The sequence below is a fragment of the Mycobacterium bulgaricum genome, assembly GCF_041287165.2.
Taxonomy (GTDB): Bacteria; Actinomycetota; Actinomycetes; order Mycobacteriales; family Mycobacteriaceae; genus Mycobacterium; species Mycobacterium bulgaricum.
Window position 1 is genome coordinate 200727 of sequence record NZ_JBGGKV020000002.1, and the last position, 26504, is coordinate 227230.

General features: G+C 67.2%; 25 protein-coding genes. 15 read left to right on the forward strand and 10 right to left on the reverse strand.

The window, feature by feature from the left end; translation table 11 throughout:
• The first annotated feature begins 16 nt into the window (after nt 1-16).
• On the forward strand, nt 17-922 hold the full coding sequence (locus ACAG24_RS07465; protein WP_370472437.1) for an alpha/beta hydrolase: 906 nt from the start codon (nt 17-19) through the stop codon (nt 920-922).
• On the opposite strand, the gene ACAG24_RS07470 is transcribed toward ACAG24_RS07465, so the two are convergent.
• A complete protein-coding gene (locus ACAG24_RS07470) occupies nt 919-1785 on the reverse strand; it encodes an alpha/beta fold hydrolase (RefSeq protein WP_370472436.1) in 867 nt (288 codons plus the stop codon). The two genes, ACAG24_RS07465 and ACAG24_RS07470, sit on opposite strands and share 4 nt — an antisense overlap.
• Before the next feature lie 85 nt (nt 1786-1870).
• On the opposite strand from ACAG24_RS07470, the gene ACAG24_RS07475 reads away from it, so the two are divergent.
• Entirely contained in the window at nt 1871-2359 is a 489-nt protein-coding gene (locus tag ACAG24_RS07475) for a CGNR zinc finger domain-containing protein (RefSeq protein ID WP_370472435.1), read from the forward strand.
• Here ACAG24_RS07475 and ACAG24_RS07480 read toward each other — a convergent pair.
• Nucleotides 2348-3484, reverse strand: coding sequence for an AI-2E family transporter (locus ACAG24_RS07480; RefSeq protein ID WP_370472434.1), 1137 nt, complete (start codon nt 3482-3484; stop codon nt 2348-2350). The genes ACAG24_RS07475 and ACAG24_RS07480 overlap by 12 nt on opposite strands.
• 74 nt (nt 3485-3558) lie before the next feature.
• On the opposite strand from ACAG24_RS07480, the gene ACAG24_RS07485 reads away from it, so the two are divergent.
• Genes ACAG24_RS07485 through ACAG24_RS07495 form a run of 3 tightly spaced genes read left to right on the forward strand, consistent with a single transcriptional unit; the run spans nt 3559 to nt 5772 of the window.
• Complete coding sequence (locus tag ACAG24_RS07485) at nt 3559-4134, forward strand: carboxymuconolactone decarboxylase family protein (protein ID WP_370472433.1); 576 nt, start codon at nt 3559-3561, stop codon at nt 4132-4134.
• Nucleotides 4135-4174: 40 nt separating this feature from the next.
• Nucleotides 4175-5140, forward strand: coding sequence for an LLM class flavin-dependent oxidoreductase (locus ACAG24_RS07490; protein ID WP_370472432.1), 966 nt, complete (start codon nt 4175-4177; stop codon nt 5138-5140).
• A 35-nt stretch (nt 5141-5175) separates the two neighbouring features.
• Nucleotides 5176-5772 (forward strand): TetR/AcrR family transcriptional regulator, encoded by a 597-nt coding sequence (locus ACAG24_RS07495; RefSeq protein WP_370472431.1) that lies wholly within the window; start codon nt 5176-5178, stop codon nt 5770-5772.
• Here the strand turns inward: ACAG24_RS07495 and ACAG24_RS07500 are convergent.
• Nucleotides 5722-6729: an NAD-dependent epimerase/dehydratase family protein gene (locus ACAG24_RS07500; protein ID WP_370472430.1), complete on the reverse strand. Its 1008-nt coding sequence runs from the start codon at nt 6727-6729 to the stop codon at nt 5722-5724. The two genes, ACAG24_RS07495 and ACAG24_RS07500, sit on opposite strands and share 51 nt — an antisense overlap.
• A 39-nt stretch (nt 6730-6768) precedes the next feature.
• On the opposite strand from ACAG24_RS07500, the gene ACAG24_RS07505 reads away from it, so the two are divergent.
• Nucleotides 6769-7956: an NADH:flavin oxidoreductase gene (locus ACAG24_RS07505; RefSeq protein WP_370472429.1), complete on the forward strand. Its 1188-nt coding sequence runs from the start codon at nt 6769-6771 to the stop codon at nt 7954-7956.
• Here ACAG24_RS07505 and ACAG24_RS07510 read toward each other — a convergent pair.
• Nucleotides 7934-8830, reverse strand: coding sequence for a sigma-70 family RNA polymerase sigma factor (locus ACAG24_RS07510; RefSeq protein ID WP_370472428.1), 897 nt, complete (start codon nt 8828-8830; stop codon nt 7934-7936). The genes ACAG24_RS07505 and ACAG24_RS07510 overlap by 23 nt on opposite strands.
• A gap of 124 nt (nt 8831-8954) precedes the next feature.
• Between ACAG24_RS07510 and ACAG24_RS07515 the strand changes: the two genes are divergently transcribed.
• Both ACAG24_RS07515 and ACAG24_RS07520 read left to right on the forward strand, forming a co-directional pair.
• Nucleotides 8955-10466 carry an APC family permease gene (locus ACAG24_RS07515; RefSeq protein ID WP_370472427.1) on the forward strand — a complete coding sequence of 504 codons (1512 nt, stop codon included), beginning with the start codon at nt 8955-8957 and terminating at the stop codon, nt 10464-10466.
• A gap of 15 nt (nt 10467-10481) precedes the next feature.
• Nucleotides 10482-11345, forward strand: coding sequence for a universal stress protein (locus ACAG24_RS07520; protein ID WP_370472426.1), 864 nt, complete (start codon nt 10482-10484; stop codon nt 11343-11345).
• A 79-nt stretch (nt 11346-11424) separates the two neighbouring features.
• Here ACAG24_RS07520 and ACAG24_RS07525 read toward each other — a convergent pair whose 3' ends face one another.
• Entirely contained in the window at nt 11425-12918 is a 1494-nt protein-coding gene (locus ACAG24_RS07525) for a gamma-aminobutyraldehyde dehydrogenase (protein ID WP_370472425.1), read from the reverse strand.
• Nucleotides 12919-13040: 122 nt separating this feature from the next.
• Here ACAG24_RS07525 and ACAG24_RS07530 point away from each other — a divergent pair, with 122 nt between their 5' ends.
• Both ACAG24_RS07530 and ACAG24_RS07535 read left to right on the forward strand, forming a co-directional pair.
• Nucleotides 13041-13562, forward strand: coding sequence for an Lrp/AsnC family transcriptional regulator (locus ACAG24_RS07530; RefSeq protein ID WP_024448966.1), 522 nt, complete (start codon nt 13041-13043; stop codon nt 13560-13562).
• On the forward strand, nt 13559-14947 hold the full coding sequence (locus ACAG24_RS07535) for an aspartate aminotransferase family protein (protein WP_370472424.1): 1389 nt from the start codon (nt 13559-13561) through the stop codon (nt 14945-14947). Before ACAG24_RS07530 ends, ACAG24_RS07535 begins: the two co-directional genes overlap by 4 nt.
• A gap of 3 nt (nt 14948-14950) precedes the next feature.
• On the opposite strand, the gene ACAG24_RS07540 is transcribed toward ACAG24_RS07535, so the two are convergent.
• Nucleotides 14951-15697, reverse strand: a complete 747-nt coding sequence (locus ACAG24_RS07540; RefSeq protein ID WP_370472423.1) for an SDR family oxidoreductase — start codon at nt 15695-15697, stop codon at nt 14951-14953.
• 118 nt (nt 15698-15815) lie between these two features.
• On the opposite strand from ACAG24_RS07540, the gene ACAG24_RS07545 reads away from it, so the two are divergent.
• Entirely contained in the window at nt 15816-16838 is a 1023-nt protein-coding gene (locus ACAG24_RS07545; RefSeq protein WP_370472422.1) for an SMP-30/gluconolactonase/LRE family protein, read from the forward strand.
• A 72-nt stretch (nt 16839-16910) separates the two neighbouring features.
• Here the strand turns inward: ACAG24_RS07545 and ACAG24_RS07550 are convergent, their stop codons facing one another.
• A complete protein-coding gene (locus ACAG24_RS07550) occupies nt 16911-17735 on the reverse strand; it encodes an alpha/beta fold hydrolase (protein WP_370472421.1) in 825 nt (274 codons plus the stop codon).
• Nucleotides 17736-17914: 179 nt separating this feature from the next.
• Between ACAG24_RS07550 and ACAG24_RS07555 the strand changes: the two genes are divergently transcribed.
• Nucleotides 17915-18214 (forward strand): hypothetical protein, encoded by a 300-nt coding sequence (locus tag ACAG24_RS07555; RefSeq protein WP_370472420.1) that lies wholly within the window; start codon nt 17915-17917, stop codon nt 18212-18214.
• Nucleotides 18215-18273: 59 nt separating this feature from the next.
• Here the strand turns inward: ACAG24_RS07555 and ACAG24_RS07560 are convergent, their stop codons facing one another.
• Nucleotides 18274-19101 carry a helix-turn-helix transcriptional regulator gene (locus ACAG24_RS07560; protein WP_370472419.1) on the reverse strand — a complete coding sequence of 276 codons (828 nt, stop codon included), beginning with the start codon at nt 19099-19101 and terminating at the stop codon, nt 18274-18276.
• Nucleotides 19102-19162: 61 nt separating this feature from the next.
• Between ACAG24_RS07560 and ACAG24_RS07565 the strand changes: the two genes are divergently transcribed.
• Nucleotides 19163-20860, forward strand: coding sequence for an AMP-binding protein (locus ACAG24_RS07565; RefSeq protein ID WP_370472418.1), 1698 nt, complete (start codon nt 19163-19165; stop codon nt 20858-20860).
• A complete protein-coding gene (locus tag ACAG24_RS07570) occupies nt 20860-22497 on the forward strand; it encodes an AMP-binding protein (RefSeq protein WP_370472417.1) in 1638 nt (545 codons plus the stop codon). Before ACAG24_RS07565 ends, ACAG24_RS07570 begins: the two co-directional genes overlap by 1 nt.
• A 333-nt stretch (nt 22498-22830) precedes the next feature.
• On the opposite strand, the gene ACAG24_RS07575 is transcribed toward ACAG24_RS07570, so the two are convergent.
• Complete coding sequence (locus tag ACAG24_RS07575; RefSeq protein WP_370472416.1) at nt 22831-24015, reverse strand: metallophosphoesterase; 1185 nt, start codon at nt 24013-24015, stop codon at nt 22831-22833.
• A 221-nt stretch (nt 24016-24236) separates the two neighbouring features.
• Between ACAG24_RS07575 and ACAG24_RS07580 the strand changes: the two genes are divergently transcribed.
• Nucleotides 24237-25460 carry a D-alanyl-D-alanine carboxypeptidase family protein gene (locus ACAG24_RS07580; protein ID WP_370472415.1) on the forward strand — a complete coding sequence of 408 codons (1224 nt, stop codon included), beginning with the start codon at nt 24237-24239 and terminating at the stop codon, nt 25458-25460.
• Here ACAG24_RS07580 and yhjD read toward each other — a convergent pair.
• Nucleotides 25457-26497, reverse strand: coding sequence for an inner membrane protein YhjD (yhjD, locus tag ACAG24_RS07585; RefSeq protein ID WP_370472414.1), 1041 nt, complete (start codon nt 26495-26497; stop codon nt 25457-25459). The two genes, ACAG24_RS07580 and yhjD, sit on opposite strands and share 4 nt — an antisense overlap.
• Nucleotides 26498-26504 lie beyond the last annotated feature (7 nt).

Consider the following 26504-nt stretch of genomic DNA (forward strand, 5'->3'; position numbering starts at 1 on the left):
TCCCCGAGGAGGACGCGTGTCCCTACTGTCCTGGCAGCCCGTCGCCGACACGGTGTCCCGGCTCTTCGCCATGACGGTCAATCCCGCACCGCGCAAGGCTGTCCGCTTCCCCGAGGTCGCAGGGAACGCCGACGGCGATACCGTCCCGACGCGGCACGGACCCACCCGCGTCACGATCTATCGCCCACCCGCAGCCACCGATCGTCCCGCGGTGTACGTCAACGTCCACGGCGGCGGTTTCGTCGTCGGTCGCCCCGAACAGGACGACCCGTGGTGCCGCTACCTCGCTGCCCACGCCGGCGTCGTCGTCGTGAACGTCGACTATCTCCTTGCTCCCGGGCACCGCTTTCCCAGCGCCGCCGAGCAGGTGCTCGATGTGGTCCGGTGGGCCGCCGCTGCCGAACGCGACTGGGATGGCAGCCGGCTCTGCATCGGCGGCCAGAGCGCCGGCGGCAACCTCTCCGCGGCCGTCTCGCGGATGGCGCTGGAGGACAACGGCCCGCACATCTGTCTTCAGGTATTGCACTATGCGCCTTTGGATCTGGTGACGCCCACGTCGGAGAAGAAGTCGCCGCTCGGCTCGCGTGCCATTCTGACGCCGTGGATGGGTGAGGTATTCGACACCGCATACATCCCACGACGCCGCGACCGCGAGCACCGGTTCGCCTCTCCCGCATGGGGTTCCAATGCCGACGACCTCCGGGGTATCGCTCCCGCGGTCGTCATCACCACCGAGTACGACCGCTTGCGCGACGAAGGTGTGCGGTATGCGGCGAAGTTGGCCGAGGCTGGTTCGCTGGTGCGCCATCACGACGTCGCGGGTGTCGATCACGGCTACAACATCATGAGTGACGACGTCGAGGTGACACGACGCATGTACGACCTCATCGTGGCCGACGTCCGGGACGCCACAGCGCGCTAGGCCCACCGCCTCTGCAAAAAGTCACGGATCAGGGCCGTCACCGCTGCGAAGTCGCTCTCCAGCAGGAAGTGGCCGCCGTCGCGCAGATGGATCTCGGCGTCGACCGCGTCCTCGGCGAACGCCCGCGCGCCGTCCGGGCCGAAGAACGGATCCTTGTCGCCCCACACCGCGAGCAACGGAACACCGCTGGCGCGCAAGTAGTCGTGCAGGGCGGGATAAAGCTTGGGATTGGTGGCGTAGTCGAGGAACAACTTCAGCTGGATCTTGTCGTTGCCCGGGCGTGAGAGCAGCGCGAAGTCGTGGTGCCACGTGTCAGGGCTGACCACCGACTCGTCGGGAACGCCCGCCACGTACTGATGCCGCGTCGTCTCGAACGTCAGGATCTGGCGTAGCGCCGCCTCCGTCTCGGGCGTCTGCTCGCGCTGGTAATCCCACGCCGGGGCCCAGCCGTCGGCGACGAAGCCCGCGTCGTAGCCGTTGCCGTTCTGCGTGATGATCGCGGTGATCGCGTCCGGGTCGCGCAGCGCCAGCCGCCAGCCGACGGGCGCGCCGTAATCCTGGACATAGATCGCGTAGCGCGCGACGCCGAGCTGTTCGAGCAGCCCCGCAACGTGTTCGGCGAGCGCATCGAAGGTGTAGTCGAATTCGTCGACCGACGGCATATCCGAATAGCCGAAGCCGAGGTAGTCGGGGGCGATGACCCGGTAGCGGTCGGCGAGCGCGGGGATGAGGTTGCGGAACATGAACGAGCTGGTCGGGAACCCGTGCAGCAGCACGACGACAGGGGCGTCGGCGGCACCGGCTTCCCGATAGAAGACCCGGCGGCCGCCGACAGTCGCGTAGCGGTGATGGACTTCGTGCACAACTAACTCCTATAACTAGTTTTGATGGTTATAGCCATTGAACCCACGATTGTGTAACCTGTCAATAGGTTTTTGGAGGTTAGACATGGAGTTAAGCGCAAGCACGCCCGAGGACGAGGCGTTCCTGCTCGACCTGCTCAACACCACGCCCGTGATCGACGGCGTACCGACCGATCACCTGGACGGCGACTGGATGACCGCGCACAACCTCCGAGCCACCGCCGACGAACGCGCCGCGCTGGCCGAGGCTCGCTCCGCGATACAGGGGGTGATCCGCGGCGACCTGAAACCCACTGCGCTACAGCCGCTTCTGGCCGGAGTTCGCCTGAGCCCCACGACAGCCGATGACGGCGTCGACTGGCAGCTCGCAGGCGTCGACGCGGCGGCGCGCGCAGTCCTGGCCTGGGACGGGCTACGCGTCAACAGCCCGGGGCGGCTCCGGCCCTGCGCCAACACCGAATGCCAGCTGTTCCTGATCGATCGCAGCAAGCCGAACACGGCACGCTGGTGCTCGATGGCGATCTGCGGCAATCGCATGAAGGCGCGCCGCCACTATCAGCGGTCACGCAGTTGAGGGTTCGTCCTCGTCCGCGCCGGCCTCGGACTCCTCGGGGGCGTCCTTCTCCCCGGCCTGCTCGGCCACCTGTTCGAGGTAGTACCGGACCATCACCGCGACCGCCGCAGCCACCGGGACCGCAAGGAACGCGCCGATCACACCGAACGTCGAGGCACCCAACGTCACCGCCAGCAGCACGATGACGGCATGCAGCTTCATCGACTTCGACTGCAGCCAGGGCTGAAGCACGTTCCCCTCAAGTTGCTGCACCGCGAGAATGATCCCCAGCACGATCAGCGCGGTGACCGGACCGTTGGCAACCAACGCGATCAGCACCGCGAGGCCACCGGCCACGAACGCACCGACGATCGGGATGAAGCCGCCGATGAACGTGATGACCGCCAGGGCGTACGCGAGCGGAACCCCGAGGATCACCAGGCCGATCCCGATCAGCACCGCGTCGACCAGACTCACGAGAGCCTGGGTGCGGATGAATCCTCCGAGCGTGGCCCACACCCTCGCGAAGACCTCGGCGAGATGCGGACCGGCCGGCCTGCCGACGGTACGGCGCAGCCACGGGATGAATCGCGGCCCGTCCTTGAGGAAGAAGAACGTCACGACGACCGCCGTGAATACCGTGACGAGCGCCGAGGTCGCAGCGCCGACGCCGGTGAAGACGCCCGACGCGATCTGCGCACTGCTCGAGTTCAACCGGTCGGTGATGGCGGCGACCGCCGAATTGAGTTGCTCCTCACTGATGTTCAGTGGCGGGCCGCCGAGCCAGTCCCGCACCTTGACGACGCCGGCTGTCGCCTGCTCAGCGAGTTCCGCGGACTGCTCGACGATCGCCGGGGCCACCGCGGCGACCACGCCGGCGATGACCGCGACGGCGACCAGCAGCACCAGCAGCACCGCCGCCGCGGGCGGTACTCCCTTGTCCCGCAGCCAGCGCACCGGCGGCCACAACACCGTGCACACGATCAAGGCCAGCGCCACCGGCAGCAGGATCACCCAGGTCTTGCCGACAACCCAGGCCAGCACCCATAGCGCGGCCGCCACGGCAACGAACTCGATTGCGACCACCGCGCTCGACCGGAGATGGGCGCCATAGACCGAACCGCGGGGTGAGAGTTTCTCCTGCACGCCCCATTCTTTACCCGCCCACGGCAATTTGAAGTACCGAGTCACACTCCGGCGGGCTGTGTCGTCTGGAAGGTATGACGACCACACGCCTCGAACCCGTGCCAACGCAACGCGCATCGCTGCTCACCCGGCTGATGTGGCGCTACGCCAAACGCCGCTTCGGCGAGGTACCGGAACCTTTCGCGATCTACGCCCACCACCCCGGCCTGATGATCGCGGGTGCCGTGCACGAGGGGATGCTGGAACGGGCGTCCACCGAGTTGCCCGCCGGCGTGCGTGAGCTGGCCGTCTACTGGGTGGCCCGGCAGATCGGCTGCTCGTGGTGCGTGGACTTCGGCGCAATGCTGATGCGCCTCGACGGCCTGGACATGGCCCGGCTCGCAGACATCGACGACTATGCGACGTCACCGAGCTTCTCCGATGACGAGCGTGCCGCCATCGCCTACGCCGCGGCCATGACGACGGACCCGCACGCCGTGACCGACGAGCAGGTCGACGACCTGCGGCGCCGATTCGGCGACAAGGGCGTCATGGAGCTGACCTATCAGATCGGCGTGGAGAACATGCGGGCCCGGATGAATGCCGCGCTGGGAATCACCGAACAGGGCTTCGGTTCGGGCGACGCCTGCCGGGTGCCCTGGGCGAGGTGACAACCCGTCACCGTCGCAGGTTAGGGTACCCTAACCGCCCATGCGATTCGGTGTACTTCTCAACATGGGCGCTCCGGTGGGTGCCACGGCCGACGAGGTCGTCGGGCTCGCGCTCACGCAGGCTGAGCTCGCCGAGGAGGCGGGCTATGACGAACTGTGGGTCACCGAGCACCACTTCATCCGGTTCGGGATCAACCCCAGCGCCCTGACGACCGCCGGATTCCTGCTCGGACGCACCCGCACCATCGGCGTCGGCACATCGGTCGTCCTGTCTCCCCTGTGCCACCCGGTGGAACTCGCGGAGCGGGCGGCGCTGCTCGACCACCTCAGCGGCGGCCGATTCGAACTCGGCCTTGGCCGCGGCGGCTACCGGCGCGACTACGAGATGCTCGACGTCGACTTCGCGCGATGGAACGACGAACCGCACGGCACCGTGGACCGGCTGATCGACCTGTGGTCGTCCTCCGAGCTGCAGCCGTCGTCCCGCACCCGGCCCCATCCTCCGCTACTGATGGCCACGTCCAGCGAAGTAGGCCTGAAGTGCGCTGCCGCCAACGGTTTTGCGCTTCAGCATTACTTCGCAACCCCCGCGTCAGCGCGGGTGTCGCTGGAGCAGCGCTACCGCGACATCGGCGGCAGCGACCCCGACCATCTCCACACCGTCATCGCCGTCGTCGACGACGCACCCGATGCCCGCGAACGGTTGGCTGCGGCGCTGCGCGAGTCCTTCCGCCACGGTGACCACCCGCACGTCCCTCAGGCGCCCGACCGTCACGTTGGCCCGGACGGCACGCGACTGGACCCCGACGCGATGGCCGGGATGGTCGCCGCCGGCGCGATCATCGGCCCGGTCGGTCAGGTTGTCGACGAGCTCGGGGACTTCGTCCTGGAGACCGGTGCGCGTCGCGTCGCCGTGTATCACGAGGCGATCGGAGACGCGGAACGCACGCTGGAGTCGCTGCGGACCTTCGCCGACCACGTCATTCCGCAGCTGTCCGGGATGTGACCACGTGCGCTGAGCGTGCGGTTGAATCGACGGTGATGACCGACGAAGAACAGCGCGCGGTTTCGGGTGGGCGGCCGCGCGACGCATCGATCGACCAGCGAGTGCTCGCCGCCACGCGGGAACTGCTGATGGAGGTCGGCTGGGACAATCTGAGCGTCCGAATGGTCGCCGTGCGCGCCGGCGTGGGACGGTCCAGCCTGAACCGCAGGTGGGGCTCGAAAGCCGAACTGGTTCTCTACGCAATCCTCGGCGAGACGCCCGACCTGTCCCCCTTCTCGGGCACCGACCTGCCGGGCTGGATCGAATGGGTGGTGCGCGGCAGCCACGAGCTGTTCTCCACCCCTGAGGTCAGCGAAGCCGTGCCGGGGCTCATGCTGGCACTGCGGGAAAATGACGAACTGCGAAAAGCATTGTGGGCCAACTTCAGTGGACCGGCTGTCCAGTTGTTCATCGATCACCGGCACGCTACGACAGCGGCCCAGCGGCGGCGCGCGGACCGCGATGCCCGAGCGATCCTGGTGATGGCGGCAGGAGCCGCGCTGTTCATGTCGACGATCGCCTCGGACGAGGATTCCGATGCGCTACGTGGGAGAATCACCGAACTGCTGCAGCGCAGCGCCGGCGCCGAATGACGCGACGATGGCATCGCTCGGTGAGCGCCACGTCATCGCCAGCTCCCGCAGCGTGACGCTGTCATCGGTCGGAGTGCCTGCGGTGAGCAGCGTCGCCGCCTCATAGCTCAGCCCTGCGGGCACCGGCATTACCCGCGCTGCGGCGTCGGCGGCGCGGGCCGCCGCGAGCAGCGCCGCGGCCGGAAGCGGGACCCTACGGATCCGCCGCCCCAACCCCTGCTCGAGCGCGTCGATCATGTCGTCGAATGTCAAAAGGACTCCGCCGCACAGATAGCGGCGCGGTCCCCGTCCCGGATGCATGAGCCGCGCATGGACCTCTGCGACGTCGAGCACGTCGATCATCTGCATGCCGCCCTTGAGCTTCGGGGCCACAGCCCACCGCACGATCGGCGACCAGCCCTGCTGAGTCACCCCCGGCGCAGTGCAGAACGCGGGACCCACGACGCTCGACGGGTACGTCACCACGACCGGCGCGCCGGTGCGCTGCAGCTCCCGAGCGACCCTGTCGGCGTATCCCTTCGTCTTGGCATACGCACTTCGACCGGCCGCCGTGGGCGTGGCCAACGAGATAATCCCGTCTGAAGGCGGGAACAGCGCGCTGTAACTGCTCACCGACACCACGGGGTCCAAGCCGCGCTCGACAGCGGCACGCAGAATCGCTTCTGTGGCACAGGCGTTGACATCCCACATGAGTTGGACGCGACGTTCGTCGGTGCCGACGACACCCGCGGCGCTCACCATCGCGTCGGCACCGGTCAGCAGCCCACGCACATCGGCGTCCCGACGGATGTCCCCGACGGCGATACTGACCGGGCCCAACTCACGCAACCGGCCGAGCACGGGCGCCGAGACCTCGCCAGGTAGCACAAGCAGTTTCACGTGATGTCCCGCCACCAGCAGTGCGCGCGCCACGTGCGCACCCAGGTATCCCGTTGCCCCCGTGATCGCGACGCGCACTGGTTCACTCCCCACTCTCTCGTGTACGTTACGATGCCAATGGTATCGATACAGGTATTCGAATCCGCGCGGCTGGGTCCGCTGACGCTGAAGAACCGCATCGTGAAGGCGGCGACGTTCGAAGGGGTCATGCCGCGCGGTCAGGTGAGCGACGAACTCGTCGACTTCCATGCCGAGGTCGCGCGCGGTGGAGCCGCGATGACGACCGTCGCCTACTGCGCCGTCTCCCCCGACGGACGGGTCCACCGGGACACGATCGTCCTCGACCGTGAACGCGCGCAACAGCTTCGACGGCTGACGACCGCCGTGCACGACGCCGGTGCCTTGGCGTGCGCACAGATCGGTCATGCCGGACTGGTGGCGAACACCCTGTCGAACCGCATGCCGACGCTCGCCCCGTCGACCCGATTCAGCGCCCCCGCCATGGGTTTGGTGCGGGGCGCGACCGGCGAACAGCTCGAGGCTGTCGTCGACAACTTCGGTGTCGCTGCGGCGAATGCGGTGGACGCGGGCTTCGACGCCATCGAGATACACATGGGCCACGGCTATCTGCTCAGTTCGTTCTTCAGCCCGAATCTGAACAGGCGAACCGACCGCTACGGCGGAGACACCCGACGGCGTGCCGAGCTGGCCCGCCGAGTGGCTGAACGCGTTCGGCTCCGTGCCGGCGAAAGCGTGGCTGTGACAGCTAAATTCAACATGGACGACGGAGTCCGGCGCGGTTTTTGGCTGACAGACAGCCTGCCGACCGCACGGCTACTCGAAGCTGACGGGCACTTGGACGCGCTACAGCTGACCGGCGGCAGCTCACTGTCGAATCCGATGTACTACTTCCGCGGCGAGGTGCCCCTGGACGAGTTCATTGCCTTACAGCCACCCGCTGTCGGCCTCGGCTTGCGGGTGATCGGCCGCCGCCTGTTCCGCCGTTACCCGTTCGAGGAGGCGTTCTTTCTGCCGCAGGCGCGGCAATTCCGGGCGGCGCTCTCGATGCCGCTGATGCTCCTCGGAGGCATCAACCGCCTCGAGACGGTCGAGGGAGCCCTCGACGAGGGTTTCGATTTCGTCGCGATGGCGCGAGCGCTGCTGCGCGAACCCGATCTGGTCGACCGCTTCCGGACCGGAAGGACCGCGGAAAGCTTGTGTGTGCATTGCATGAAATGCATGCCGACGGTGTACAGCGGTACGCACTGCGTGTTGCGCTCGCCTACCTCAACGGTGAGCCGGTGAACTTGTCCGGGTTCGAGACGTCGTAGATCGCGACCACCTGCCCGTCGCGCACCGTGAGCGCCTGGATGCGCGGCGCGATCGCCGGGGCGGTGTCGGTGGCCTCCGCGCCCGGCGAGTAGAGACCCAGTTCGCCGTTGACCAGACCGAGCACCCCGCTGTCGGACAGCCGCTGCGCGCCGTAGCGCTGCGCGAGCCCGAACAGGAACCGCGCGACCTTGTCCCGCCCGTGAATGACGCGCGCCGCGGTCGGTGCGCGGCGGTTCGAATCGCCGGTGAACGTCACGTCCGGGTGCAGCAGCGACACCACGACGTCCAAGTCCCCCGACGCCATCGCCGCCAGCAGCTTGCCGACCACCTCGGCGTGCTCGGCCGCGGGCGGCGGCGCCGACGACACCGCGCGTCGTGCCCGCGATGCCAGCTGACGGGCCGACTCGGGCGTCGACCCGAGAATGTCGGCGATCTCGGTGAACGGCACCGCGAAACCGTCGTGTAGGACGAACGCGACCCGCTGGTCTGGCGTCAGGTTCTCGAGCACCACCATCGCGGCGAACCGCGCGTCCTCACCGGCGACGACCAACGCCAGCGGGTCGTCTCCGTCGAGGCCCGTCACCACGGGCTCAGGCAACCACTCACCGACATACTTTTCGCGGCGGTGCGCCGCCGACCGCAGCCGGTCCAGCGCGAGTCGGCTCACGACCGTCGTCAGCCACGCCTTCAGATCGTTGACGGACGTGCCGCGGTTGGCCGCCCACCGAAGCCACGCATCCTGGACGATGTCCTCGGCATCGGCGACGGTTCCGGTGAGTCGGTACGCGACGGACAGCAGGTGCGGTCGCAGCTGCTCGAACTCGGCGACGCGCGCGGTCGCGGTCATCTGTCGAGTCTAGAACGGACGATCGGACGTCGTTTTATCTCGGATTCCGTCGCCTGAAGGCATCCTCACAACGATTTCCGCGTACGAGGCGCGGGGACACTACCGGAACCGTATTGTTCGCCCCATGGCAATCACGGAGGATCCGTCGACTCCCGCTGTCGGCGGCAAGGGTCTGCAGGCGGGGGCCCTCGGCCTCGTCGGCAACGTCGTCATCGGCCTCGGGGCCGTCGCGCCCGCGTACAGCCTTGCTGCGACGCTCGGCTACGTCGTCCTCAACGTCCAGGAGAAGGCGCCGGCGATGTTTGTGCTGGCGTTCATCCCCATGCTGCTCGTCGCGTTCGCCTACAAAGAGCTGTCCCAGGACACCCCGGACTGCGGCACGACGTTCACTTGGGGCACCAAAGCATTCGGTCCGTGGATCGGCTGGATCGGCGGCTGGGGCCTTGCCGTGTCGGCGATCATCGTGCTGGCCAACGTCTCCGAGATCGCCGCGATCTATCTCTACAGTTTCCTCGGCCTGGACAACCTCGCCGAGAGCGTGCCCGCGACTGTCGGTCTCGGCTGCTTCTTCATCGTCGCGATGACGCTCGTCTCGGCGCGCGGCATCGTCGTCAGCGAGCGGGTGCAGAACGTTCTGATCGCCATCCAGTTCGGGGTGCTGATCACCGTCAGCGTCATCGCGTTGATCCGGGTGTTCTCCGACACCGCCGGAGAACAGGCCATCACCCCGGAGCTGTCGTGGCTGTGGCCGAGCGGCCTCGACGTGTCGTCGATCGCCGCCGCGGTGATCCTGTGCATCTTCATCTACTGGGGCTGGGATGCGTGCCTGGCCGTCGGCGAAGAAACCAAGGATCCAGGAAAGACACCTGGCATCGCCGCGCTCGTCACGACCGTCATCCTGGTGTGTACCTACGTGCTCGTCGCCTACGCACTCCAGTCCTTCGCGGGCTTCAGCGAGGTCGGCATCGGCTTGAACAACCCGAACAACACCGACGACGTCCTCACCGTCCTCGGCGAGCCGGTGGCCGGCCAGATCGCGGCATCGGCTCTCCTGCTGACGGTTTCGGTGTCGGCACTGTCGTCAACTCAGACGACCATCCTGCCGACCGCGCGCGGGACGCTGTCGATGGCGGTCTACGAAGCCATCCCGAAGCGGTTCTCGAATGTCCACCCGCGCTACATGACTCCGGCATTCGGCACCATCGTGATGGGCATCGCGGCGCTGTTCTTCTACCTGGTGCTCAAGCTGCTGTCGGAGAACGCGCTGCTCGACTCGGTCGCATCGCTGGGCCTCGCCGTGGCGTTCTACTACGGCATCACCGCGTTCGCCTGCGTATGGTACTTCCGCAGGACGCTGTTCCAGTCGGCGCGAAACCTGTTCTTCCGCGGCGTCTTCCCGCTCCTGGGCGGGCTCGCGATGCTGGCCGCATTCGTGATCAGCGCCAAGGACATGATCCAGCCCGACTACGGCTACACCGCCTTCGGCCCGATCGGCGGGGTCTTCGTGCTCGGCGTGGGCATGCTCGTGCTGGGCATCCCGCTGATGCTGGCATGCTTCGCCTTCGGCACCAAGCGCTTCTTCCGCGGAGAGACGCTCAATGCCGACACCGCAGTCAAGGTCCCGGACACCTTCTAAAGAGAGAGTCCCGCAATGCATTTGACAGTCGGCTATCTCGCAACCCCGACGGGCGACGACGGCGTGGCGCTGGCCAGTGCGCTCGCCAAGACCTTCGACGCGACGGTGGACGTCGTCATCGTGGTCCGCGAAGAACTCCCCGACGGCCATCCCGGCCGCGCGGAGTATCAGCAGATGCTGGTCACCCGCGGCGAGCAGTGGGTCGCCAAAGCCGTTGCATCGCTGGAGGCCGATGGTGTGACGGTCGGCTCGGAGGTGATCGTCGGAGAGTCGTTCGCGCAGGAACTTGTCGAATTCGCCGAGAGCAAGTCCTCCGACCTGATCGTGGTCGGCGGGGCGCGCGACGGCTTCTTCGGCAGGCACACCATCGGCCCGGTCACCGGTGCGCTGCTGCATGTTTCGTCGATCCCGGTGGCGCTGGCCCCGCGTGGCTACGCCGAGGATCCGGACGAGTCGATCACCGCGGTCACGGCAGCGGTGCCGACGCGGGCGGGCGACGACAATCCACTTCCCTTCACCATCACGCTCGCCAGCGCTGCGGGCCTCCGAGTCCGGATGCTGTCGCTGGTGTCGGCGGAGAACCTCGCCGAGGCGGGCAGCGCGAAAGAGGTTCGGGCACTGCAGGTTGCCGCCGCCGAAGAGAACCTCGCCGTTGCCGCCCGCGCCCTGCCCGATTCGCCGGAGATCGAGTCACTGGTCGCCGACGGCATGACGCTGGAGTCGGCGCTCAAGAAGCTCAAGTGGGACGACGGCGACCTGCTCGTGGTGGGCTCGTCGAGGTTCGCTGCGCCGAGCCGGATTTTCCTGGGATCGACCGCCGCGCGGATCCTCGCCGGCGTTGACGTTCCGGTGATTGTGGTGCCACGCGACGACGAATAGCGTCTTATCGCGAAATATTATTCCGGGCTGTGATCAGCGGCCAGATCGCAACCCGGAATGATATTTCGCGAGAGGCAGGCTAGCGCTTGGTGAAGATCGTTCGGTGCCAGTCCTTGTCGACCGCGCCGGTGATGTCGCTCATCACGTGCTTGATCGACAGGTATTCCTCAAGCGAGTACTGGCTCATGTCCTTGCCGAAGCCCGACGCGCCGAAGCCACCGTGCGGCATCTCGGAGATGATCGGAATGTGGTCGTTGATCCACACGCACCCGGCGTGGATCTCGCGCGAAGCACGTTGTGCGCGATACACATCCCGCGTCCACGCCGACGCCGCCAACCCGTACTTCGTGTCGTTGGCCTGCCGCAGCGCGTCGTCGTCATCGGTAAACGACCGTGCGACGAGCACCGGCCCGAAGATCTCGTCCCGCCACACCTCAGACTGTTCGGACACGTCGGCGATCAACGTCGGCCGGTAGAACGACCCCGGCCCGTCGGGCGCGACGCCGCCGGTGACGATCCGTCCGCCTTCCCCCGGCGCCCGCTCGACCATGCCCGCCACCTTCGCGCGGTGCGCCGACGAGATCAGCGGCCCCAGATCAGTGTCCGGATCCGCGGGATCCCCGACGACGACACCGGACATCACCTCCGCGACACCGGCCACGAAGTCGTCGTACAGATCGCGGGCCACGATCGCCCGCGTCGCCGCCGTGCAGTCCTGCCCGGTGTTGATCAGCGCCCCGGCCACCGCACCCTGAATCGCCGCATCCAGATCGGCATCGTCGAAGACCACGAACGGCGCCTTGCCGCCCAGTTCGAGCTGCGTCCGGTGCCCGTGCGCCGCCGCCGCCAACATGACGCGACGTCCCACCGGCGTCGACCCGGTGAACGTCACCATGTCCACGTCGGCATGCCCGGCCAATGCCGAACCGACGTCCACCCCGGCACCGGTCACCACGTTGAACACGCCGTCCGGCAAGCCGGCCTCCGACGCCAGCCGCGCCAGCGTCACCGTGGTCAGCGGAGTGATCTCCGCCGGCTTGATCACCACCGAGCATCCCGCCGCCAGCGCGGGCAGCACCTTCCACACCGCCATCTGCAGCGGGTAGTTCCACGGCGTGATGGTTGCGACGACGCCGACGGCCTCGCGCCGGATCGACGAGGTGTGATCGCCCGAGTACTCCGCAGACGCCTTGCCTTCGAGGTGGCGTGCCGCGCCGGCGAAGAAGTCGATGTTGTCGACACTGCCGGGCACGTCGAACTCGGTGGCCAGCCGCACCGGCTTGCCGGTCTGCCGCACCTCCTCGTCCACCAGAGCCGACGACGCCTCGTTGGCCAGTTTCGCGAGCTTGGCCAGTACTGCCGACCGCTCGGCCGGGGTCGCCCCTGCCCAACCGGCCAGCGCCGCCCGCGCCGACGCGACCGCGGTGTCGACGTCGCCGGGTTGCGCCAACGCGTACTCGGCGACGGCATCCCCGGTCGCCGGGTTGATCACCTGATGAATCGGACCCGCAGTCGCAACGGGCGCCCCGTCGATCCAGCTTCCGGCCAGCGTGGCGGTTTGAGCGGCAGTCATAGGTCAACGCTAGCGCGCCGGAGCCAGCCGAGCTACGCATTACCGCATTGACAGCTGGTTTGAACGATTGATTTCGCCGTCATGGTTGCTTGTCACGACGGATTCCGTGCACAATCACAGGCATGGCCAACCCCGGGTTACCCCATGCCGTCGGCCCCGTCTCGTTCCGTGTGAACCAGTCTCGCCCGGGCGCCGCTTTTCAGCTCGACGAACTGTCCAAGGCGATCATCGAGAAGCTGCAGCAGGACGGTCGACGCTCCTACGCGGGTATCGGCAAGGCCGTCGGCCTCTCGGAGGCCGCGGTGCGTCAGCGCGTTCAGCGCATGGTCGACGCCGGAGTCATGCAGATCGTCGCGGTCACCGATCCCCTGCAGCTCGGCTTCGCCCGCCAGGCCATGATCGGCATCAAGTGCACCGGCGACACCACCAAGATCGCCCAAAAGCTCGCCGAGATCGAATCGGTCGACTACGTCGTGCTGACCGCGGGCTCGTTCGACGCCATCGTCGAGGTCGTCTGCGAAGACGACGACAGCCTGCTCGAACTTCTCAACACCCAGATCCGCGCATTGCCGGGAGTGATATCCACCGAAACCCTTGTTTATCTGAAACTTGTTAAGCAGCAATACAATTGGGGCACACGATGACCATCATCTCCGAAACCGAACAGTCCACGAATTCCGCCATGGGCGCCAAGGCGAACCGCCACCTGTGGGGCCACTTCGCCCGCCATGGCGCGGGCATCACCCCGACGATCATCACCCGCGGTGAGGGCGTCCACATCTGGGACAGCGAGGGTAACCGGTACATCGACGGACTCTCGGGCCTGTTCGTCGTCCAGGTCGGCCACGGCCGGGCCGAGCTGGCCGAGGTCGCTGCCAAGCAGGCCGAGACCTTGTCGTTCTTCCCGCTGTGGTCCTTCGCGACCCCGCCCGCCATCGAACTCGCCGAGCGGATCGCCAATTACGCTCCCGGCGATCTCAACCGGGTCTTCTTCACCACCGGCGGCGGCGAAGCCGTCGAGAGCGCCTGGAAACTGGCAAAGCAGTACTTCAAGCTGACCGGCAAGCCCGGCAAGTACAAGGTGTTGTCGCGGTCCATCGCCTATCACGGCACACCGCAGGGCGCGCTGGCCATCACCGGCATCCCGGCCTTCAAGGCGCCGTTCGATCCGCCGACCCCCGGCGGCTTCCGCGTCCCCAACACCAACTTCTACCGGGCACCGGAACAATTCAGCACCGACCCGAAGGCGTTCGGCCGGTACTGCGCCGACCGGATCGCCGAGGCGATCGAGTTCGAAGGCCCCGACACCGTGGCCGCGGTATTCCTCGAGCCGGTGCAGAACGCGGGCGGCTGCTTCCCGCCCCCGCCCGGATACTTCGAGCGGGTCCGCGAGATCTGCGACGAGTACGACGTGCTGCTGGTCTCCGACGAGGTGATCTGCGCCTACGGCCGCATCGGATCGATGTTCGCGTGCAACGACTTCGGCTACGTACCCGACATCATCACCTGCGCCAAGGGTCTGACATCGGGCTACTCGCCGATCGGCGCGATGATCGCGAGCGACCGGCTGTTCGAGCCGTTCGACGACGGGCAGACGGTGTTCGGGCACGGTTACACGTTCGGCGGGCATCCGGTCTCGGCCGCGGTGGCGCTGGCCAACCTCGACATCTTCGAGCGCGAAAGCATCAACGACCACGTGAAGGAGAACGCTCCGGCGTTCAGATCCACGCTGGAGAAGCTCTACGATCTGCCGATCGTCGGCGACGTCCGCGGCGAAGGCTTCTTCTACGGCATCGAACTCGTCAAGGACAAGGCCACCAAGGAGACCTTCGACGACGACGAGTGCGAACGACTGCTGCGCGGCTTCCTGACACCGGCGCTGTTCGAAGCGGGCCTCTACTGCCGTGCCGACGACCGCGGCGACCCAGTCGTGCAGCTCGCCCCGCCGCTCATCAGCGGGCAGGCCGAGTTCGACGCCATCTACGACATCCTGCGCAACGTGCTCACCGAGGCGTCTGCGCGGATGTAGGTGTCAGGCGGTGAAGCCGCCGTCGACGTTCCAGTTCGCACCGGTCACGAATCCCGACTCGGTGCCGGCCAGGAAGCTGACGACGGCGGCGACATCGCGACTGTGGCCGTAGCGCCCCAAGGCAACCACCTGCGTCTTGAGTTCTTCGGCGAATTCACTGTCGGCGGGGTTCATCTCGGTGTCGATCGGACCCGGCTGGACATTGTTCACGGTGATCCCGCGCGGACCCAGCTCGCGCGCGAGCCCGCGGGTCAGCGATGACACCGCGCCCTTGGTCATCGCGTAGGCGGTGATGCCGGGTCCGGGTACCCGGTCGGCGTTGATGCTGCCGATGTTGATGATTCGCGATCCCTCCCCCAGGTGGTCGAGCGCGCTGCGGGACGCCCAGTAGACGCCGTTGATGTTGACCGCCACGAGGCGTTCGTACTGCTCGGGCGTGGTGTCCTCGAAGCGTGAAAGGTGGCCGATGCCTGCGTTGTTGACCAGCACGTCCAATCCGCCGAGCTCGGCGACCGCCTGTTCGACGGCGGCCGCGATCTGCGCCGGATCGGCAGCGTCGGCCTTGATCGGCACGGCGGTACCCCCGTTGTCCGCGACCTCCCCGCTGAGCGCTTTCGCCTCGACCTCCGCGGCCGAGTAGGTGAACGCGACGGCGGCCCCGTCGGCAGCCAGTCGCCGGACGATCTCGGCGCCGATCCCGCGTGAGCCGCCGGTCACGAGCGCCCGCCGCCCGGTCAGTGGTGTGGTCATCTCGTGGCCTCTCGTGAAAGAACGGATGTGTTTCTCAGTACGCTGAGGTCAAGGCCATGTTCGGCCGATTCATTCCCGAGCGCGCCATGGCCGGGTGGCCGGGTCTAACGTCGTCGACGTGAGTTCCCCGAAACCACCGATCGATCCGGTCCGCTGGCACGCGCCCCCGGTTGAACCGCTGCCAGAGTTCCCCGGCGCCGACCTCACCCTCGTGGAGGTGCCCGGCGGAGACCCCGAGGATGTCGTCGTCGACACCCACGGCTACCTGTGGGTCGGCGCCCGCAACGGCAACATCGTGCGGTTCGCGCCCGACGGCACCAGGCCCGAAGTGGTCGCCAACGCCGGGGGCCGCCCACTGGGCCTCTGCGTCGCCCGCGACGGGCACCTGCTGATCTGCGACAGTCCGCAAGGGCTCCTGGCACTTGACCCGACGACGCGAAGCATCGAGGCGCTGGTGACGTCGATCGGGGGACGCCGGCTGACTTTCTGCTCGAATGTCGCCCAAACAGCGGACGGCACAGTCTATTTCACCGAGTCGACGAGCGCGTTCACCATCGACCGCTACATGGGAGCGATCTTCGAAGCGCGAGGGCGCGGCGCACTGCACCGCCTCGATCCCGATGGCAATGTCACCACGCTCGTGGACGGCTTGTACTTCGCCAACGGCGTCACGCCCACGGCGGACGGTTCTGCGCTCGTCTTCGCGGAGACGCAGGGTCGCCGGTTGTCGAAGTACTGGTTGACCGGACCGCAGGCCGGATCGGTGACACCGTTGGCCGTGCACCTGCCTGCGATGCCCGACAACCTGTCGACGGGCGCCGACGGCCGAATCTGGTGCGCGATGGTCACCCCCGCCAATCCGCTGGCCGACCGACTCGCCGCGGGACCACCCCTGGTGCGCAAGCTGCTCTGGCGCCTACCTGACCGGCTGCAGCCCAAGCCGGAGGCCGTCGTATGGGCCGTCGCGTTCGACCCCGACAGCGGTCAGGCCGTTGCCGGCATCAGGATGACCCACCCCGGCTTCAGCATGGCGACGGGATTGGTCGAGGCGGGCGGCCGACTCTGGCTCGGCAGCATCGGCGGACCGCACCTGGCAAGCGTGCCGCTTCCTCAGAGCCCGAGTTCGCTGAGCCCGGGATGATCGGCATGTCCGGCACGGACTTTGGCAACTGCGGTGTCCAGGGTGAACGGCGGAACCAAGGCGCTCACGTCCTCATCCTTTCAGGAACGCGAGCAGATCGGCATTGACGACATCGGCATGCGTGGTGGGCATTCCGTGGGGAAAGTCCTTGTATGTCTTCAGAATTCCATTCTTGAGCAGTTCTTCCGCTTTCGGTCCGGCCGCCACGTACGGAACGATCTGGTCGTCTTCGCTGTGCATCACCAGCACCGGCACGGTGATCTTCTTGAGGTCCTCGGTGAAATCCGTCTGCGAGAAGGCGACAATGCCGTCGTAGTGCGAATACGCATCGCCCATCATCCCCTGGCGCCACCAGTTCTCGATGACGGCCGGCTCTGGCTGCACTCCGGGTCGGTTGAACCCGTAGAACGGGCCCGCGGCCAAGTTGCGGTAGAACACCGACCGATTGGCGGCGAGCTGCGCCTGCAGATCGTCGAAGACCGCCTTGGGCTGGCCCTCCGGGTTGGCGTCGGTAGCCACCATCAGCGGCGGCACCGCGCTGATGAGTGCGGCCTTGGCGACCCGCTCTTCGCCGTGCCGCGCCAGGTAGCGGACCACCTCACCGCCGCCGGTCGAGTGGCCGATGTGGATGGCGTCGCGCAGGTCGAGATGCGCGACGAGGGCTGCGAGGTCGTCGGCGTAGTGGTCGAGGTCGTGGCCGTCGGGCGTCTGGGTGGACCTGCCGTGGCCGCGCCGGTCGTGGGCGACCACGCGGTAGCCGCGCTGGAGGAAGAACAGCATCTGGTTGTCCCAGTCGTCGGACGAGAGCGGCCAACCGTGACTGAACACGATGGGCTGCCCGGAACCCCAATCCTTGTAGAAGATGTCCGTGCCGTCGGCGGTGGTGAAGATGCTCATGCGAACACCTTGGTCGCGACACGGTCCGGCGGCATCGACGCTGGCCGCCATCACATCTACCGGATAACCCCCAGAACGATTCCTGCCAACCGGCATTCAATTCCTGCCACGTGAAATGAACCTGGGAGGCCACGGGTTTACCAGAGCAGAACCGACAAAAGGGAAGCGCAGGAACCGAAATGAAGAACTTCGCGATCGCCACCGCCGCCGGAGCCACCCTCACCGCGGCGCTCTTCGCCCTCGCCGCACCCGCCGCGGCGGCCCCCTCGGGCGGAGACGTCCAGGACACCATCAGCCGGCTGGAGGCCGAAGGTAACCGCGTCATCGTCAACCGGCTGTCCGACACCCCGTTGTCGCAGGCCACCGTGGTCGGCGTGAACCCGGGCGCCGACATCCGCTCGACCGTCCAGGGCACCAGCGACAGCAGTGCCCAGCAGCAGACGATCACGGGCAAGGTCTACTACGTGAACGTCAAGTAGACCCCAGACTCAAAGGGGCGCCTCCTACTCCCCCCGCTGGAGGCGCCCCTTTGCCATGTCTAGGGGATCAACCGCAGCCTTCTGGCTTTCGACACCGACTCGTAACGCGTGCGGGCCCCGAGTTTGGTTGCCGCGCTGCGCAGATAGCTCTTGACGGTCTCCGGCTTCAACGAAAGTCGCCGGGCCGCTTCGGAGTTGGTGCAACCGAGCGCCACCTGGGCCAGGACATCGAGCTCTCGCGGCGTCAGCGGCGGACCGTCCGGGGCGGCGCCGTCACTTCCCGACAGCGTGTCGGCAAGCGCGCGCAGGCGGTCCTGCAGCGCGGCGGGCGCCGACACGGCCAGCAGCCGCAGTTCGGCGTGAACCTCGCGGATCTGCTCGGCACTGACCTCGCCGCTGGTCGTCAGATGCGCCTCCCGTAACCGGAGCCGACGGTCGACCTCGTCGCGAATACGCAGCTCGTCGCCGAGCCGTTGCGCCGCCTCCACCACCAGGTCGGCCACCCGGCCGCCGAACGGGGCCCCGGTTCGGTACGCGCCGTAGAGCATTGCGCGAGCCCGCCCCTCGACCAGAACCGGAACGGCCAGGACCGACTGGATGCCTTCGGAGAGCACCGGACCGTCGTAGTCGTGGGTGATCGACGACGCGTTGCGATAGTCGGCCACCGCCAGCGGACGGCCGGCAACCATGCTGGCCCCACCGAGGCCCGAGTTCGACCGCACCGCCAGTCCGCGCAGGCCACCGGTGCGCACCCCGTGGTACTCGGTGATGAGCAGCGTGTCGCCGTGCACCTCACCGCCGAACATCACCGGGACGTCGCCGAGGACCGCAACCCGCCGCAGCTCGGCACGCAACGCGTCACCGTCGCGAGGCCGGAGAAGGGGCATGGCGCCGGTACCCACTTTCGGGGGTGGTGGACGGACGAGTGTGACCTGGATCCTATTAGGCATGGCGACCAACACCGACCTGTTCCGATCCGCCCGCGACCACCTGGTCGACGTCATGACCGACTACGACAGGGCCATGGCCACGTTCTCGTGGCCCCGGTTGTCGGGCGCGTTCAACTGGGCGACGGACTGGTTCGACGCGATCGCGCGCGGCAACGACCGGATCGCGCTGTGGATCGTCGAAGAGGACGGCAGCGAGACGCAGGTGACCTTCGACGAGATGGCCCGGCGCTCCGACCAGGTGGCGACGTGGCTGGCCGGACTCGGAGTCGGGAAGGGCGACCGCGTCATCCTGATGCTCGGCAACCAGACCGAACTGTGGGAGTCGATGCTGGCCGTCTCGAAACTCGGCGCGGTCATCATGCCGACCACCGGCGCGCTCGGGCCCGCCGACCTGGCCGACCGGATCACGCGGGGCGGCGCCGGCTTCGTCATCGCCAACGCCGCGGACGCCCCGAAGTTCGGCGAGCTACCGCGCGACCCCGATGATTTTGTCCGCGTCGCCGTCGGTGACGCGGTGCCCGGCTGGCACTCCTACGCCGACGCAGCCGCGGTCGAGGCCACGGCGCACGACCCGGGTACGACGGTCGACGATCCGCTGCTCGTGTACTTCACCTCCGGCACCACCAGCAGGCCGAAGCTGGTCGAACACTCCCAGATCAGCTACCCCGTCGGGCATCTCACGACGATGGCGTGGATCGGTGTGAAACCCGGCGACGTACATCTCGCGATCAGCTCCCCCGGCTGGGCCAAGCACGCGTGGAGCTGCTTCTTCGCGCCGTGGATCGCGGAGGCGACGATCTTCGTCTACAACTACGGACGCTTCCAGGCTCGGGAGTTGCTCGAACAGATCCGTCGAGCAGGGGTCAGCACGTTCTGCGCGCCGCCGACGGTGTGGCGCATGCTCATCCAGTCCGACCTCGGCGAGCGTCCCGAGGGCCTTCGGGAGGCGCTGGGCGCCGGGGAGCCACTCAACCCCGAGGTGATCGGCGCGGTCGAGCGGGCGTGGGGGCTGACGATCCGTGACGGGTTCGGCCAGACCGAGACCACGCTGCAGGTCGGCAACACCCCGGGCCAGCGGGTAAAGGCCGGATCGATGGGCCGGCCGATGCCGGGCGTACCCGTGGTACTGGTGGATCCGCTGACCGGGGAGCTCTCCGACGAGGGCGAGATCTGCCTCGACCTCGCGCAGAAGCCGCTGAACCTGATGACCGGATATCTCGGGGATGACGAGCGCAACGCACTGGTGATGCGCGACGGCTACTACCACACCGGCGACGTCGCCAGCCGCGATGCGGACGGCTACATCACCTACATCGGTCGCACCGACGACGTCTTCAAGTCCTCGGACTACAAGGTGTCCCCGTTCGAACTCGAGAGCGTGCTCATCGAGCATCCCGCCGTGGTCGAAGCCGCCGTCGTGCCGCAGCCCGACGCCACTCGGCTGGCCGTACCCAAGGCCTACATCGCGCTGGCCGAGGGATGGGAGGCGGACGTCGAGACCGCCCGGTCGATCTTCGAACATTCGCGAGATCATCTCGCGCCGTACCTCAAGGTGCGGCGTGTGGAGTTTTCCGAGTTACCCAAGACGATTTCGGGCAAGATCCGCAGAGTGGAACTACGCCGTCGGGAAGAGGATGCGCACCGCGGTGGTCAGCCGATCGACACGGAATACCGATACGAGGATCTGGTGCAGTGATGGAGGGAACGACCAAGTCCTACGACGCAGGCCCGACCGACACCCCGATTCTGGAAGAGACGATCGGCGCCAATTTCGAGCGGATCGCCGCCACCTACCCCGACCACGAGGCACTGGTCGACGTCCCGAGCGGCCGCCGCTGGACCTACGCCCAACTCGACGCCGAGATCGACACGGTGGCACGGGGTTTGATGTCGCAGGGGGTCGAACGTGGCGACCGGGTGGGGATCTGGGCGCCGAACTGTCCGGAGTGGACGATCGTGCAGTACGCGACCGCGAAGATCGGCGCGATCCTGGTCAACATCAACCCGGCCTACCGGACGCACGAACTGCGCTACGTGCTCGACCAATCCGGGGTCTCGACCCTCATCTCGGCCACTCGATTCAAGACGTCGGACTACGTCGCCATGGTCGACGAGGTCCGACCCGATGTCGTTGCGCTGCAACGCGTCCTGTTCGTCGGCACCGAGGACTGGGACAGTTTGCGCGCCGGGGCCGTCGACGTCGACGACAGCGCCCTGCGCGCGCGCGGCATCGAACTGTCCAACACCGATCCCATCAACATCCAATACACCTCGGGCACTACGGGATTCCCCAAGGGCGCGACTCTGTCACACCGCAACATTCTCAACAACGGCTTCTTCGTCACCGAACAGATACGCTTCGGGCCCGGGGACCGCCTGTGCATCCCGGTGCCCTTCTACCACTGCTTCGGCATGGTGATGGGCAACCTGGGTTGCACGACGCACGGTGCGGCCATGGTGATCCCGGCGCAGGCCTTCGACCCCGGGCAGACCTTGGCCGCGATCGAAAAGGAACGGTGCACAGGGGTTTACGGGGTTCCGACGATGTTCATCGCGATGCAGAACCACGCCGATTTCCCGAACCGAGACTTGTCCTCGTTGCGCACCGGCATCATGGCGGGCGCCGTGTGCCCCGTTGAAGTGATGAAGCGTTGCATCGAGGAGATGCACCTGACCGAGATGTCGATCGCCTACGGGATGACCGAGACGTCTCCCGTGTCGTGTCAGACCCTGTTCGACGACGACCTGGAACGGCGGACATCGTCGATCGGCCGCGTCCACCCGCACGTCGAGATCAAAATCGTCGACCCGGACACCGGAGAAATCGTCAAGCGGGGTGAACCCGGCGAGTTCTGTACGCGCGGCTACTCGGTGATGCTGGGGTATTGGCGGGATGAGGAGAAGACTGCAGAAGCCATAGACGCCCACGGCTGGATGCACACCGGCGATCTGGCGGTGATGCGGCCCGACGGGTATTGCAACATCGTCGGCCGCATCAAGGACCTGGTGATCCGCGGCGGGGAGAACATCTACCCCCGGGAGATCGAAGAATTCCTCTACACCCATCCCGACATCGAGGACGCTCAGGTGATCGGCGTGCCCGACGAGAAGTACGGCGAAGAGCTGTGCGCATGGATCCGGATGCGGCCGGGGCGCGATGCGCTCGACGCCGCCGCGCTTCGCGAGTTCGCGGACGGGAAGCTCGCCCACTACAAGATTCCCCGCTACGTCCACGTGGTCGACGAATTTCCGATGACGGTCACGGGCAAAATCCGCAAGGTCGAGATGCGGGAGGTGAGCGCCCGCCTACTCGGCCTGGACACCCGCACATAGTCGCGAAGAGGGGCGCCCCCACCACCAGGGGCACCCCTTCCGCGCGGCTAAACCACCTTCAGCGGGGGGTTCAGCGCGCGGGACTGATAAGCCGGATGCCTGCGCATGGCCTCTTCGATTTCGCGGGAACGCCGATCCGCGGCTTTCCACGCAGGATGGGTGTCGAGTCGAACAACAACGGCGCCTGTTTCCGTCATCATCCAAGCCCCTCTCATTGAAACGCTGTGGTTGAGCAACGCGTGTTCTTTAAGGGTGCTGGCCGCACCTGAGCGTGATGATCAGGATTGACCGTGAAGTTGCTTAGAAGTGCCCCCTCGGATGCACATCTAAACTTCAGCCACCGACAAGTTCGATCACGCTGATGTCGGGTGGGGCCCCCACCCGCACGGGCGGCCCCCAGAAGCCGGCTCCGCGAGAGACGTACAGCTGGGTGTCGCGGACCGTCGACAATCCGGCCAGCGACGGCTGGGCCAGCTCGACGGCGTAGTGGAACGGCCACATCTGGCCCCCGTGGGTGTGGCCGGACAGCTGCAGGTCGACACCTCGGGCTGCGGCTTCCTCGACCAGGATCGGTTGGTGTGCCAGCAGGACGGTCGGGCCGTTCGAGTTCACGCCGGACAGCGCCCGGTCGAAATCCGGTCCGTCGCCTCGTTCCTCACCCGCGACGTCGTTGACGCCGGCGAGGTCGAACGCGGCACGTCCCCGCGAGATCCGCGTGTTCTCGTTGCCCAGCACGTCGAGGCCGAACCGTTCGAGCTCGCGCATCCACGCCGCGGTGTCGTCGACGAAGTACTCGTGATTGCCGGTGACGAAGAACGCGCCGTCGCGGGTCACCAGATCCTGCAGCGGCTCGGCCGCGGCGCCCAGCTGCTCGACCGTGCCGTCGACCAGGTCGCCGACCACGGCCACCAGATCCGGCTCGGTCTCGTTGATCATCCGGACGATCCGTTCGGTGTGTGCGCGTCCCAGCAGCGGACCGAGGTGAATGTCGGACACCACCGCGATGCGGAAACCGTTGAATGCCGGATCGAGGCTGGGCAGCCGCACCGGGATGCGCAGCACGTCGGGCGGCCCGAGGGCGCGGGCGACACCGAACCCTGTCACCCCGACCGCGGCCACGCCGGCGGTCACCGCGGCGGTGCGGGCAAGGAACATCCGCCGGTCGACGGCCGGCTGCTGTGGTGTCTCGAAGTCGTCGGGCTCGTCGGGTTCTTGGGGTCTGCCGCGCCTGACCCATCGGCGCAGTACCAGTCGAACGGGTTCGAGAGCGAGTGCCGCGAGGAACAGGTAGGCCAGCAACCCGAACCACAGGTAGCCCGGCCACGCGAACCACCCCGCCTCCTCGACCCCGAAAAAGCGAGGCACGAACAGCGTGGCGACCAGCAGCAGCATCAGCGCCCCGACGAGCGCGGACAGCAGCCACCGGGTGCGACCGGGACGCGTGGTGTCCCGCACCAGTCGTTTCCAGACGTACAGATGCATCAGCGCAAGGACCGAACCGAGAACAAGAATGAACATGCACGCCCTTCACGCGGCTCACAGGAAACCACCAGCCTAGTGGGGCTAACCACCTGCGCCCGCGTTACATTCCGGCAGGACATCCGCGTGACGGGGCCTGCAGGAATGCGATTCGACGAGGGGTGGCGCTACCCCGGCGAGTCACATTTGAAACTCTGACCCCATCCGTCACCGCGTGGCTCCCGGATCCGGGCCCGCCGATCGCCTAATCTGCGCACACAATGGGCACCTTACGGACTGTCGTGTTGCGGGCATCCGCGCTGGTCACCGCGTCGATGCTGACGCTGGCGCCGGTCGCCGCCGCCCAACCAGACCCAGCGATCGACGCGAACACCTGCCCGTACCGCGTGGCGACGCCGCCCGCGGTGGACGCGTCCGAGGTCCCGAAGCCGGGCGACCCGACTCCCGGGCCGCTGCCGGTCCCCGCCACACCGATGGGCGGCGACGCTCTGGCGGGCTGCGGCATCATCACCGCGCCCGGGGCACCGCCGGTGCCCGGCGACGTCTCCGCCGAGGCCTGGCTGGTCGCCGACCTCGACACCGGCGACGTCATCGCCGCCCGCGACCCGCATGGCAGGCACCGCCCCGCCAGCATCATCAAGGTGCTCACGGCGATGCAGGCGATCACCGACCTGCCGCTGATGAAGACGGTCCCCGGCACCGAGGACGACGCCGCGCAGGAAGGCACGAAGGTCGGCGTCGGCGAAGGCGGTATGTACACCGTCAACGACCTCCTGCACGGCCTGCTGATGTACTCCGGCAACGACGCCGCACACGCACTCGCCATGCAGATGGGCGGCATGGCGACCACGCTGAACAAGCTCAACGTGCTGGCCGGCAAGCTGGGCGCCCGCGACACCAGGGTCGCCACCCCGTCCGGCCTCGATGGCCCCGGCATGAGTACGTCGGCCTACGACATCGGCCTGTTCTACCGGTACGCGTGGCAGAACCCGGTCTTCACCGACATCGTGGCCACGCGGGCCTCGGAGTTCCCCGGCCGCGACGGCGCAGGCTATCCGATCGAGAACGACAACAAGCTGCTCGCCAACTATCCCGGTGCGATGGGCGGCAAGACGGGCTACACCGACGATGCCGGCCAGACGTTCGTCGGCGCCGCGAACCGCGACGGTCGACGCCTCGTCGCGGTCCTGATGCGCGGTACGCGGCAACCGATCGCTCCGTGGGAGCAGGCCGCGCGTCTGCTCGACTACGGCTTCGCGTCGCCTCCCGGAACCAAGGTGGGCACGCTGGTCGAGCCCGATCCGTCGCTGCGCGGCACCGATGCGGACGCCACCTCTGCCACCATGACCAAGACCAACGCCAATGCCGTCCTGCCCGCTGTCGACGCGATGCCCGTCCGGATCGGGGTCGGCGTGATCGGTGCCGTCATCGTGTTCAGCCTCATCATGGGCGCCCGGGCGCTCAACCGACGCCCGGCTCGCTAGCGTTTACGCCGCGTAAAGCTCAGCGCACCAAGCGCTCCCACCGCAGCGGCCGTCGCGGCCTGCCAGATCTGCAGGCCCGGGCGCGCGATGACGCGGTTGTTGATGACCGCGGGCGGTGGCGCCGGAATCTCGTTCTCCCGCATGTTCTCCGGCGTCGTCGCCGCCCAGCACGTCGAGAACAGGATGAGCCGAGACGTGATGTAGGCGAACACCATCAGGCCCAGCACCGGGCCGAAGGTCGCACCAGCCGGTCCGGTGAGCACCGACCGCAGGTAGATCGACGCGACCAGCTTGAACACCTCGAACGCGACCGCGGCGAGCAATCCCGCACGCACGCTGCTGCGAAAGCTGATCGATTCCCTCGGCAGCCGGGCGATGATCCATGTGAACAGCAGCCAGGAAACCAGGATCGACACCGTGATGGACGCCATCCGCAGGACCACCGAGAGCACCGGCGAGTCGGGAAAACCCAACCAGTTCAACACGTTTTCCGTCACCGAGGAATTGCCCAGCGCCGACAGCGCGAGCGTGACGACGATGGCGAGGAACGTCGACACGAGCGCGCCGAGATCCGACAACTTCGTGCGGAGGAAGCCGGGAGCCTCGTCGCGGAAACTGCCCCACATCTGGCTCAGCGCCTCGCGGAGATTGGCCATCCAACCGAGGCCGGCCCACGCCGCGGTCGCGAGCCCGATGATGCCGACGGTGCCTCGTGACTCGATGGCCGAATCCATCAGCGTGATGATCTGCTGGCCCAGATCACCGCTGAACGTGGTGCGGATCCGCCCTTCCACCTGGTCGAGCAGTTCGGGCTGGTTGGCCAGCACGAAACCGCCGATCGCGAATCCGACCATCAGCAAAGGGAACAGCGCGAAGATCGTGTAGTACGTGATGCCGGCGGCGTAGAAGTCGCCCTTGCAGTCGTTGTAGCGCCCCTGAGCCCGCATGACGTGGTCGAACCACGGCATCCGCCCCCGCAACCTGTCGAGAAAGCCCGGTTTCTCGTCGGGGTCGGCCGTCGCGGGTTGCGCTGTCATCCGACCC

What these genes read in the sequence shown, in the direction of transcription:
- ACAG24_RS07565 (WP_370472418.1), top strand. Translation starts at nt 19,163, where the DNA reads ATGGCGACCAACACCGACCTGTTCCGATCCGCCCGCGACCACCTGGTC.
- ACAG24_RS07550 (WP_370472421.1), bottom strand. Translation starts at nt 17,735, where the DNA reads ATGAGCATCTTCACCACCGCCGACGGCACGGACATCTTCTACAAGGAT.
- ACAG24_RS07510 (WP_370472428.1), bottom strand. Translation starts at nt 8,830, where the DNA reads ATGACCGCGACCGCGCGCGTCGCCGAGTTCGAGCAGCTGCGACCGCAC.
- ACAG24_RS07475 (WP_370472435.1), top strand. Translation starts at nt 1,871, where the DNA reads ATGGAGTTAAGCGCAAGCACGCCCGAGGACGAGGCGTTCCTGCTCGAC.
- ACAG24_RS07560 (WP_370472419.1), bottom strand. Translation starts at nt 19,101, where the DNA reads ATGCCCCTTCTCCGGCCTCGCGACGGTGACGCGTTGCGTGCCGAGCTG.
- ACAG24_RS07535 (WP_370472424.1), top strand. Translation starts at nt 13,559, where the DNA reads ATGACCATCATCTCCGAAACCGAACAGTCCACGAATTCCGCCATGGGC.
- ACAG24_RS07505 (WP_370472429.1), top strand. Translation starts at nt 6,769, where the DNA reads ATGGTATCGATACAGGTATTCGAATCCGCGCGGCTGGGTCCGCTGACG.
- yhjD (WP_370472414.1), bottom strand. Translation starts at nt 26,497, where the DNA reads ATGACAGCGCAACCCGCGACGGCCGACCCCGACGAGAAACCGGGCTTT.
- ACAG24_RS07495 (WP_370472431.1), top strand. Translation starts at nt 5,176, where the DNA reads ATGACCGACGAAGAACAGCGCGCGGTTTCGGGTGGGCGGCCGCGCGAC.
- ACAG24_RS07575 (WP_370472416.1), bottom strand. Translation starts at nt 24,015, where the DNA reads ATGTTCATTCTTGTTCTCGGTTCGGTCCTTGCGCTGATGCATCTGTAC.
- ACAG24_RS07515 (WP_370472427.1), top strand. Translation starts at nt 8,955, where the DNA reads ATGGCAATCACGGAGGATCCGTCGACTCCCGCTGTCGGCGGCAAGGGT.
- ACAG24_RS07490 (WP_370472432.1), top strand. Translation starts at nt 4,175, where the DNA reads ATGCGATTCGGTGTACTTCTCAACATGGGCGCTCCGGTGGGTGCCACG.
- ACAG24_RS07555 (WP_370472420.1), top strand. Translation starts at nt 17,915, where the DNA reads ATGAAGAACTTCGCGATCGCCACCGCCGCCGGAGCCACCCTCACCGCG.
- ACAG24_RS07485 (WP_370472433.1), top strand. Translation starts at nt 3,559, where the DNA reads ATGACGACCACACGCCTCGAACCCGTGCCAACGCAACGCGCATCGCTG.
- ACAG24_RS07520 (WP_370472426.1), top strand. Translation starts at nt 10,482, where the DNA reads ATGCATTTGACAGTCGGCTATCTCGCAACCCCGACGGGCGACGACGGC.
- ACAG24_RS07530 (WP_024448966.1), top strand. Translation starts at nt 13,041, where the DNA reads ATGGCCAACCCCGGGTTACCCCATGCCGTCGGCCCCGTCTCGTTCCGT.
- ACAG24_RS07570 (WP_370472417.1), top strand. Translation starts at nt 20,860, where the DNA reads ATGGAGGGAACGACCAAGTCCTACGACGCAGGCCCGACCGACACCCCG.
- ACAG24_RS07525 (WP_370472425.1), bottom strand. Translation starts at nt 12,918, where the DNA reads ATGACTGCCGCTCAAACCGCCACGCTGGCCGGAAGCTGGATCGACGGG.
- ACAG24_RS07580 (WP_370472415.1), top strand. Translation starts at nt 24,237, where the DNA reads ATGGGCACCTTACGGACTGTCGTGTTGCGGGCATCCGCGCTGGTCACC.
- ACAG24_RS07540 (WP_370472423.1), bottom strand. Translation starts at nt 15,697, where the DNA reads ATGACCACACCACTGACCGGGCGGCGGGCGCTCGTGACCGGCGGCTCA.